At 58.8% G+C, this 10,064-nt stretch carries 6 protein-coding genes; 4 read left to right on the top strand and 2 right to left on the bottom strand.

What is annotated here, in order from left to right; all coding sequences use genetic code 11:
- The 3 genes from ACWGXF_RS16000 to ACWGXF_RS15990 all read left to right on the top strand — a co-directional run.
- The coding region (locus tag ACWGXF_RS16000; protein ID WP_452102102.1) for a VCBS domain-containing protein at positions 1–4,327 on the top strand (4,327 nt) is incomplete at its 5' end.
- Positions 4,328–4,604: 277 nt separating this feature from the next.
- On the top strand, positions 4,605–5,288 hold the full coding sequence (locus ACWGXF_RS15995) for a transglutaminase-like cysteine peptidase (protein WP_052088508.1): 684 nt from the start codon (positions 4,605–4,607) through the stop codon (positions 5,286–5,288).
- Positions 5,289–5,353: 65 nt separating this feature from the next.
- Positions 5,354–7,330 (top strand): bifunctional diguanylate cyclase/phosphodiesterase, encoded by a 1,977-nt coding sequence (locus ACWGXF_RS15990; RefSeq protein WP_256630873.1) that lies wholly within the window; start codon positions 5,354–5,356, stop codon positions 7,328–7,330.
- Positions 7,331–7,397: 67 nt separating this feature from the next.
- On the opposite strand, the gene ACWGXF_RS15985 is transcribed toward ACWGXF_RS15990, so the two are convergent.
- Positions 7,398–8,387 (bottom strand): bile acid:sodium symporter family protein, encoded by a 990-nt coding sequence (locus ACWGXF_RS15985; RefSeq protein ID WP_012838965.1) that lies wholly within the window; start codon positions 8,385–8,387, stop codon positions 7,398–7,400.
- Positions 8,388–8,506: 119 nt separating this feature from the next.
- Here ACWGXF_RS15985 and ACWGXF_RS15980 point away from each other — a divergent pair, with 119 nt between their 5' ends.
- Complete coding sequence (locus ACWGXF_RS15980; protein WP_452102101.1) at positions 8,507–9,439, top strand: LysR substrate-binding domain-containing protein; 933 nt, start codon at positions 8,507–8,509, stop codon at positions 9,437–9,439.
- A 4-nt stretch (positions 9,440–9,443) separates the two neighbouring features.
- On the opposite strand, the gene ACWGXF_RS15975 is transcribed toward ACWGXF_RS15980, so the two are convergent.
- Complete coding sequence (locus tag ACWGXF_RS15975) at positions 9,444–9,755, bottom strand: hypothetical protein (RefSeq protein WP_039050546.1); 312 nt, start codon at positions 9,753–9,755, stop codon at positions 9,444–9,446.
- Positions 9,756–10,064: the final 309 nt, after the last annotated feature.

The following is a 10,064-nucleotide window of genomic DNA, read 5'->3' as shown; positions in this document are numbered from 1 at the left end:
CGGCAAGGGCGGCACCGTCACCCAGGACATCGTCATCACGATCACCGGCACCAATGATGCGCCGACGATCACGAGCGTCACGCTCAACCTTTCCGAAGAAGGGTTGCCGCATGGTCTGAAGGACGACCAGGGCGACACGGACACGACCGATGCCGTTACCTACTCCGGCAAGCTGACCATTGCCGATGTGGACGTGAACGACAGCCACACCGTCAAGCTGGTGCAGCCGGCGGCCAACGCCCTGAGCTCGCAAGGAAAACCGGTCGTCTGGACCTTGTCGGACGATGGCCACACCCTGGTCGGCAAGGACTTCCACGGAAACTCTGTCATCACCGTCACGATGACCGACGCCGGCGGCTACACCGTAACCCTGTCGGGCCAAGTGGATCACCCGACGAACTCGGTTGAGGACGTGCTTCAGCTGGGCATCGGCGTACAGGTCAACGATGGCCACGCCACCAGCAACGGCACCATCACGATCAATATCGAGGATGACAGTCCGGAATTCGGTACCGTTACCGACACGACGATGGGCAACGCCGCCGGCACTACCACCGGCACCCTGGAATTCCATACGGGCGCCGACGCCGTGGGCGCCACGCTGGTCGTGTCGTCTGTCGGTCAGCTGCCGCAGAACTGGACGACCAGCGCGCTCAACAAGTCTTCGGTCGACATTTTCTCGCCCAACGGAACCAAGATCTTCACGGTGACCCTGAATCCGGAGGGGGGCTATACCGTCACCCAGCACGAGGCTCGGCCCGGGACGACCGCGTCGATCGACTTGGCTTCCTCGATCAGCAACAACCCTCAATCCACCTATGACCTCGGTTATGCCACGCTGAGCGCGGGCGGCGGGAAGACGTTCAACGCCAACAAGTTCGGCAGCGGAAATTCATTCGGGATCGGCAACACCTCTTTCGATTCGGGCGAAAGCTTCCGCATGGACTTCAAGAAAGCCCTCTCGGATTTCACGCTGAATGTCGCAGAAGTCAAGGGAAGCGGCACGCTCAATGTCACGATATGGAGCGATGGCGTTTCCAAGGTCATCGCCATACCCGTGAACAATACGACTGGCTCCATCCACATCACGAAGGAGATGTTGAGCCAGGGTAGTCCCTCGTTCTCTCAATTTGATAGCATCGATATCACCGCGGGCAGCGGCGTCAAGATGTCCTTCCTCACGACCGGCTCCTATACGGAAAGCGTTCCCGCCGGCCCGATGGACTTCACGGTTGGTGTGACCGGAACTGATGGTGACGGCGACAAGGTGAACACGAATTTCAAGGTGACCTCTGCCGCGGAGTCCGCCGTTACGAGCGCGACGAATAAGGTGGCGGAAGCCACTGGGGACACCGTTTCGGGATCGATGCAGATCTCCGCAGCGTTGGGCATCATGAGCGTTGACGTAAATGGCGTGGACGTCACGAAGGCGACGAACGCCAACCCTATCAGCCTGACCACAGGCAAGGGCACGCTGAAGATAACAGGCTACGATCAAGCTACCGGTAAGCTTACCTACACCTATACCGAGAAGGGAAAATCCCAGGATCATTCTCACGGCAAGGATAGTGTGCGTGACGACTTCACTGTGACCGCCAAGAATGCTAGCGGCCACGGCAGCAGCGGTAGCCTGACCATTCAGATCACCGACACCGCGCCCGAAGCAAAGCCGGACACGGCCAGCGTGACGGAAGACAAGACCTTGAAAGCCACGGGTAACGTCATCACCGGTACCGGTGCAGACGCCGTGGGCGCAGACGTAACCACCGTGGTTGGCGTGGCCAAGGGTTCGGCCAACCCGAACAAGGCAATCGAAGGCAACGTCGACACCGAGGTTAACGGCGTGTACGGAAAGATCACCATCCACGCCGATGGCACCTATACCTACACCCTGAACAACAGCGATCCGCGCGTCAATGAACTGGGGCAAGGTGACAAGCTCTCGGACGTGTTCTCCTACACCATCCGTGATTCAGATGGTGACTTCAGCACCACGACCATCACCATCACGATCAATGGCACCAACGACGTGCCGACCGTGACCAATGATGCGAAGTCGGTCACTGAAGATGTGAACGTCACGGGCGGAAATCTCACCGTCAAGGGTGCGGTCACGATCACGGACCCCGATGCGGGCCAGTCGACCTTCGACACAGCCACCCTCAAGTTCACCAGCAGCACGCATGCGGGCGGAGCGCTGGGCGCCATCGTAATGAAGCCCGATGGCACCTATACCTACAATGTCGACAACGCCGCCGTCCAGTTCCTGAAGGCGGGCGAGAGCATTGTCGAGACCTATACGGTCGCCTCCGCTGACGGCTCGGCCACCAGCACCATCACCATTACCATCAATGGTGTCAACGACGCGCCCACGACCGTGGACGGTTCCGCGAACCTGGAAGCTGGCGATAACCAGTACGTCTTCTCGCTGAACGATTTCCGCTTCGACGATGGCGCCGAAGGCAACAGCCTGCAAAGCGTCATCATCACCCAACCGCCCACCAGCGGCACGATGACCTATAACGGCAAGCCGGTGACGGCCGGCCAGGAGATTCCGAAGTCGGCCATCGAACAAGGCCTGCTGAAGTTCACTCCGGGCGCCGACAAGCAAGACAGCTCCTTCAATTTCCAGGTGAAGGACAATGGGGGCACGGCGAATGGCGGCAAGGACACCTCGACCGAGCACAAGTTCGTCATCTCCGCCGATCATCTGGTGACCAATGGCAATGAGAACAGCGGCAGCGGCGGCAAGCCGCCGCTGAACGGTGGCTCGGGCGACGACATCATCCTGGGGGACAATGGCGGTTACGTTACGAATGTCACCCCCGGCACGAACTACAACATCGCGCTGGTGGTGGACCGCTCGGGCAGCATGTCTCAGCCATCGGGTTCCGGTGTCAACCGCATGCAGCTGGTGAAGGATGCGCTGGTCAAGCTTGCTGGCGATCTGGCGCACCATGACGGCGTTGTCAACGTAACGTTGATCGGCTTCGCGACCCATGCCCAAGACGCGATCACGTTCAACAACCTCACGCAGGCCAACCTGAACAAGTTGCTCGAGGCGATCAACAAACTCACGATTGCGAGCGGCGATACTGCGGGCACAAACTACGAGGCGGCGTTCAACGCTACCGTTAAATGGTTTGCTGACCAAGGCAAAGCGAATCCCAGCGGTACGAAGTTCGAGAATCTGACGTTCTTCCTGACCGACGGCAACCCGACACAGTACTACTACAACGACAAGAAGGGGGTGGACGGACCGGGTAACGATACCGACTACAACACCATGAAGGAATCCGTCGATGCCTTCAAATCGCTTAGCAACGCAAGCAAGGTGCATGGTATCGGCATCGGAACTGGTATCGACTCGAACATCCTGCGCTTCTTCGACAATACGGACAGCACCGGCAATGGTCAGATCTCGTTCCCATCCTGGCCCTGGGGCTCGGACACCGTCACCGGCAAGGTTGGTTCCATTGACATCGTCAATACAGCTAACGATTTGGCCGCAGCGCTTAAAGGAGGCAGCAGCACAAGCAATCCGGCTGAAGTCGGCCACGACACCGTCTACGGTGGCGACGGCAACGACATCATCTTCGGTGACGCGATCAATACCGACCACCTGGCGTGGGCAGGCCATCCCGCGGGATCCCACAATGGTGGCGGCCTCGACTCCTTGAAGGAGTACCTCACGGCACTGGATGGCATCGTGCCGACGAATGATCGGATCTACGACTTCATCAAGCAGAATCCGGGACAGTTCGACGTCGCGGGCGACACGCGTGGCGGCAATGACGAACTGCACGGCGGCAAGGGCGACGACATCATCTATGGTCAGGGCGGCAACGATGTCTTGTGGGGCGATGACGGCAACGACAAGCTGTATGGCGGAACCGGCAACGACACGTTGATTGGTGGCAAGGGCGACGATATTCTGATCGGCGGAGCGGGCGACGATATCTTTGTCTGGCTCAAGGGCGATCAGGGAGCCCCTGATGCTCCTGCCAAGGATGTGATCAACGACTTTGGCAAGGGCGGCTCCGACGTCAACGGCAATGATGTGCTGGACCTGCATGATCTGCTGCAAGGAGAGGAGAAGAGTTCAGATCTGTCCCAGTTCCTGAACTTCTCCAAGAGTGGTGCAGATACCGTACTCAAGGTCTCCACTGAGGGGAATCTGGGTGCTTCAGGCTCCAACTACGATCAACTGATCACGTTCAAGGGAGTGGATCTCACCGCTGGGCACTCGTTGACCACCACGGCGGATCAGAACGCCTTGATCAAGGAGCTGATCGATCAAGGCAAGCTCAAGATCGACCACAGCTGATAAGCCGCCCCCGGCGAGGTCAGGCAGAAGTCTTGAAATATCAAGTCTTCTGCCTCTTCGCTCAGCTGTGATCGGCAGGTTGTTCCAAGAGCTTGCTTGATTGGTTACATTTGTGAGCATTGAATCTTGACTGTGTTCTCGTCGACCTTTCAAGATTCATAGCGGTCATCACAATATTTACAGGCGTCTCAAGCAATTTATGTCTTGCGCGCCTGCTCTTTTTACAGCTCGATTGAGTACTTCGCCTAGCCTCTTGTTTCCACAGCCCGTGGAAAAAATGCAGCGTCTGTCGCGCAGAGGCATGCTTTTGTATGGCTCGGCGATTCTCGGAACCTGGGCGCTGCAGAACGGGTTTGAAGCCGTCGCGCTGGATTTCGACGGCGAGCGGCTGCAGAGCAGCATGCAGTCTCGTTATGGCGCCGCAGGTGTCCAGAGGCTGGGTCAGTGGCTGACGATGCTGCAAGCCCAGAAAGACAGGTCGCTGCAGCAGCAGTTGCCGGCCGTCAACACGTTCTGGAATCGCGCAGTGCTGCAGTCGGAGGACAGCGTCCTCTGGTCCCAGTCCGACTATTGGGCAACGCCTCTTGAAACCCTGGGCAGGGGTGCTGGAGACTGCGAGGATTATGTGATTGGCAAGTATTTCTCGCTGCTGCGCCTGGGCGTGGCAGTAGAGAAACTGCGCCTTATCTATGTGCGTGCCCGCCTGGGGGGCGTGGGTAGTACGCAGAGCATTGCGCATATGGTGCTGGGCTATTACGAGACACCTGCAGCCGAACCGCTGGTGCTGGACAGTCTGCTGGACAACATCATGCCGGCAAGCCAGCGCAAGGACTTGACTCCTGTATTCAGCTTCAATGCACAGGGTGTATATGTCGCGGGCGCACAGCCTGCTTCGGTGGACAGGATCACGCGCTGGCGCGATCTGCTGGCGCGCATGAAGCAGGAAGGTTTTTTGCCATGAATGTCAGGTTTGGCGGTGCGGGCAGCGGAGCCCTATTGAATGGTCGACACAGATAAGGCAGCAAGATGTCGTTGTTAAAGCAACTTTTGATCAGCGTGACGGTGGCCATTGTGGCAATCTTGATCGGCACCCTGGCTTTCAGCATCGGTGCTGCGCGCCAGTATCTGGATGGGCAGTTGCAGTCCGAGAGTGAGAACGCCGCATCTTCGCTGGCCTTGTCGCTGTCGCAGCCGGCCAACCAGGATCCGGTCACGCAGGAGCTGCTGATGATGGCCTTGTTCGATGGCGGGCAGTTCAAGCTGATCCGCCTGGCGTCCCCGCAGGGCGAGACCTTGTTCGAGCGCAGACGCGACAACGGCATTACCGATAGTTCTGCCAAGCTCAAGGACGGTGCTGCTCCGCCGTGGTTTGTGGAGGTGCTGCCGCTGCGTTCGCCAAAGGCAGAGCGTGTGATCAGCGACGGCTGGAAGCAGGTTGGGCAATTGACGCTGGTTGTGGACGACAGCTATGCGAGCCAGGCACTGTGGGGCAGCAGCGTGCGCTTGACGGGTGTGGTGGTGCTGGCCGGGCTGGCCTGGGCTTTCTTTGTAGTCTTGTTGTTCAGATGGTTTCGCAAGGTCTTGCAGCAGGAAATCTCGGCGCAGGTTCAGGCGATTGGACGTCAGGCAGGAAGTGAGGCACCGGCGAAGCCCGTCAAGGCCGCGGTTGCCGAGCTGGTGCCCGTACTCAGCGCCATTGCAGACACCCGAGAGCGGGTGCAGGCTACGGCGCAGGAGCAAATGGAGCGTATCGAATCACTGGAGCTGGAGGTCAATCTTGATCCAGTTACTCAGCTGCCGAATCGCAAGTACTTTGTCAATGAGTTGCGTCGCGCGCTCAGTGAAACTGATGGCGTTGCGGCACATGGCCATGTGATGCTGTTCAGGCAGCGTGATCTGCTGGCTCTGAATGCGCAGATGTCCCGGGCCAGTGCCGATGCATGGTTGGCTGCGATGGGTGAACAGGTCAATCAGGTGTTGAAGAGTCATGCCGAGTGCAAGGCCCAACTGGCGCGCCTCAATGGCTCGGACTTTGTGGTTCTCATGCCGGCCCTGGCCGGGCCCCAGGCCATGTCGTTGGTGCAGCAGATCCGACAGGTGCTGCTGTCCATGCGTGTGACCTTGAGCAGCGGCCAATGGTGCCGCTGGAGCTTTGCCCTGACCGATTACTCGGCATCGAGTTCGGTAACAGGTGTGCTTGCGCGGCTGGACTACGGTCTGATGCGAGCCGAGAGTTCGGGCCAGGCCGAGGTGGAATATGTAGCCTACGGCGATGATGAGGTGGTTTCCGATCTGGCCGGAGAAACCTTGTGGCGTCAGATGCTGATTGCCGCCCTGGAGGCACAGGATGCGCTTTCCCTGTCCGTTCAACTACTGCAATTCAAGGGCCGAAACGGGATGCAGGAGCGCGGCGAAGCGTCGCTCTCGCTGCGCACTGCTTCCGGCGAGACCTTGATGGGGTCGCTGTTCCTGCCGGTCGCCGTGCGCCTGGGCTTGTCGGCAGAATTCGATTTGCGAGCGGTGGCCCTCGGGGCTGCATGGCTTGAGCAGAACGATTGCGAGCTGGTCATTCGAATCTCCTTGCCCTCGCTGGCCCAGCCCGACTTCTTGGGCCGGCTGCGTGAAGAGCTGAGTGCACAGAAGTGGGAGCATCGCCTGTCCCTGCTCTGTCTGGAGCTGGATGCGCATGGACTGACGGCTTATCCCGAGGAAGTGGCCGAGTTCTGTCGGGTCATGGCATTGGCCGGTGTCGGCGTGGGACTGCGCCGTCTGGATCAGCAGCCCATGGGCCTGACCAAGCTCCACACCTTGCCGCTGCGCTATGTGAAACTGGGTGGTGAATTCTCGGAGCAGGCTGCGCAAAGCCCTGGTGCCTTGCATCTGCTGCAGGCCATCGTCGAGACTGCGACCGGGCTTGGAATTCAAGTGGTTGTGACCGATGTCGTCAATACGGAGGCTGCGAAGCTGCTGCGTCAGCAAAACGCGCTGACGCTGCTTACTTGAAATGATGGATCTTCCGTGAAAAGAACAAGGGGCGCATGAAGCGCCCCTTTTTATGGGTCTTGTGCTCTTAATGAGCTTCGCTCTGATCGGCGATCTGCACACGCTTGGCATAGCGCTGCGCCAGTACGGCGCAGACCATGAGCTGGATCTGATGGAACAGCATCAGCGGCAGCACGATTGCACCCACGGAGGCGGCGGGAAAGAGCACATTGGCCATGGGAATACCACTGACCATGCTTTTCTTGGAGCCGCAGAACACGAGAGTGATCTCGTCCTCCTTGCTGAAGCCCAGGCGGCGTGCACCCCAGGTGGTGATGAGGAGCACGACGGCCAGCAAAATGCAGCACAACACGATCAAGCCCAGCAGCGAGGGAAGGGGTGTCTGCTTCCACAGGCCGCTGATGACGGCAGCGCTGAAGGCGGCATAGACCACAAACAGGATGGAGCCCTGGTCCACCAGCTTGATGATGGAGGCACGACGCTGCAAAAAGCCGCCGATCACAGGACGCATCAGATGACCGATGACAAAGGGCAGCAGCAGCGTCATGGCAATCTTGCCAATGGCATGCAGTGCATCGCCACCCTCTGCATTTTTGTGCAGTATCAGGCTCACCAGAATCGGCGTGACCAGAATGCCCAGCAGGGTAGAGGCAGATGCGCTGCACACGGCGGCCGGTACATTGCCGCGCGCCATGGAGGTGAAGGCAATCGCCGATTGCACCGTGGCGGGCAGGGTGCAGAGAAACAGCACGCCGATATACATCTCGGTGGTGACCAGGGGCGAAAGCACCGGGCGCAGTGCCAGCCCCAGCACGGGGAACAGCACAAAGGTGGCGATGAAGATCCAGATATGCAGGCGCCAGTGACCTATGCCCGCCAGGATGGCCTGGCGCGAGAGCTTGGCGCCGTGCAGAAAGAACAGCAGGCTGACGATGCCGGTGGTGGTCAGTTCCACATATTTGGCGACCTGGCCCGAGGCGGGCAGAAAGCTGGCGAAGATGACGGTGGCAATCAGTGCCAGTGTGAAGTTATCGGGGACAAAGCGGGGGCGAGACATATTCTTGAACTGAAGCCATCCATGCAAAGCACCGGACCGGTGCGCGATGGCTGCGTATTGGACACGCAATCCATTTAAAAGAGAAATGGATTTATTCGATAGACCTATAATTTTTTGATATGAATATCAGTCTGCGTCAACTGCGTGCCTTTGTTGCAGTGGCCCAAAGCAGCAGTTTCAGTCGTGCTGCCGATGCCCTGGCATTGACCCAGCCTGCTGTCAGCCGCAATGTGACGGATCTGGAGCAGGCCTTGGGCTTGCTGCTGCTGCATCGCACCACGCGTGAGGTGGAGCTGACCGAGGCAGGCCGTCTGCTGCTGGGCAATCTCTCGCGCGTGCTTGAGGATCTCGATGCCTGCCTGCTCGAAGTGCAAGGCCTGGCGACTCAGCGCAAGGGCCGCGTGAAGGTGGCCAGCAGTCCCACGCTTTCCGCCAACCTGCTGCCGCAATGCATTGCGCGTGGCAGACAACAGTCACCGGGCGTCAATATCCAGTTGCTCGATCGTATTCAAAGCGATGTGCTGCTCAGCGTGCGCAGCGGGGAGGTGGATTTTGGGGTGGTGATCGACCCATCCGAGAAACAGGACCTGCATGCACAGACCATCCTGACCGAGCCTTTTTGTCTGGTCTGCCTTTCCTCGCATAGCCTGGCGCGCAAGAAAGAGGTGCACTGGGAACAGCTGGCTGGTGAATCGTTGGTGCTGCTCGATCATGCGTCGGGCAGCCGACGCCTGATCGATGCCGCACTGCAGGCGCATGGCGCGGCTGCATCGGTGGTGCAGGAGGTGGGGCATACGGCCACCATCTACAGCATGGTGCAGCAAGGCCTGGGTTTGAGCGTGGTGCCGCGTCTCGCCATTCCCTCGGCCTGGGCAGCTCAGGCTGCTACGACTGCGGCAGCTGGCAGTGCCGTTTTGGTCAGCCGTCCCCTGGTGCCCAAGGTGCAGCGCAGCATCATGCTGGTCAAACGCCAGCAGCGTGAGCTATCGCCCGTCGCGCACTTGGTCTGGGATCTGATTGCAGCGGAGGCAGTCGGTCTGCTGGGCGAATAGCGGCTCAGGGCCTGAGCACGATGCGTGAATCAATCACCAGCCCCTGCGGCTGCGGCGCGACATATACCGGCTGGGGCGGGGCTACATAAACCGGTTGTGGCGCATAGTAGGCATCTGGACGATCTCTGCACTTGCGCTTTTCCTTGTACTCGCCATTGCTCTTCCACTTGCGCTCCACTTTGCAGTGGCCGTCCCAGTACTCTTCCTTGTGCTCGCGCTTGTGATGGTGATGACGATCGTGTGCCTGGCTGCTCAGTGGCGTGGCAATCAGCACCACAGGCAGGCAGATGGAAACAAGAGCAAGGATTTTCTTCATTGTGGGTGGGGCAGTCCATGGCCCAAGCCATGGCCGCATCGGTTTTAGAACGCTGCGAGCATAAGCGCAATGCACCGAAGAGACTGTATCAATTCATGAGCGAGATTTGTGCTGTGGCTGTGCGCTGGACGTGCATGAGGTGCTGGTACTTATGCAAAAGAGAGCGGCTTGTGCTTGAAATACATTAGCTTTGACATGATTTCTATCTGAAATCAAGTAAATTGAAGCGGAACAAGCTATTCAAAAGATAGCTTTTCAATGGATAACTGCTTTGATCTGGACCGTGGTAGTAGACACAGCTACTCGAAT

This window comes from Comamonas sp. HJ-2, assembly GCF_053615495.1.
The sequence above is the reverse complement of the archived record's forward strand: the minus strand, read 5'-3'. Positions and strand labels throughout refer to the sequence as shown.

Coding starts and splice junctions, on each gene's coding strand:
- ACWGXF_RS15995 (WP_052088508.1), top strand. CDS start 4,605: ATGCAGCGTCTGTCGCGCAGAGGCATGCTTTTGTATGGCTCGGCGATT.
- ACWGXF_RS15990 (WP_256630873.1), top strand. CDS start 5,354: ATGTCGTTGTTAAAGCAACTTTTGATCAGCGTGACGGTGGCCATTGTG.
- ACWGXF_RS15985 (WP_012838965.1), bottom strand. CDS start 8,387: ATGTCTCGCCCCCGCTTTGTCCCCGATAACTTCACACTGGCACTGATT.
- ACWGXF_RS15980 (WP_452102101.1), top strand. CDS start 8,507: ATGAATATCAGTCTGCGTCAACTGCGTGCCTTTGTTGCAGTGGCCCAA.
- ACWGXF_RS15975 (WP_039050546.1), bottom strand. CDS start 9,755: ATGAAGAAAATCCTTGCTCTTGTTTCCATCTGCCTGCCTGTGGTGCTG.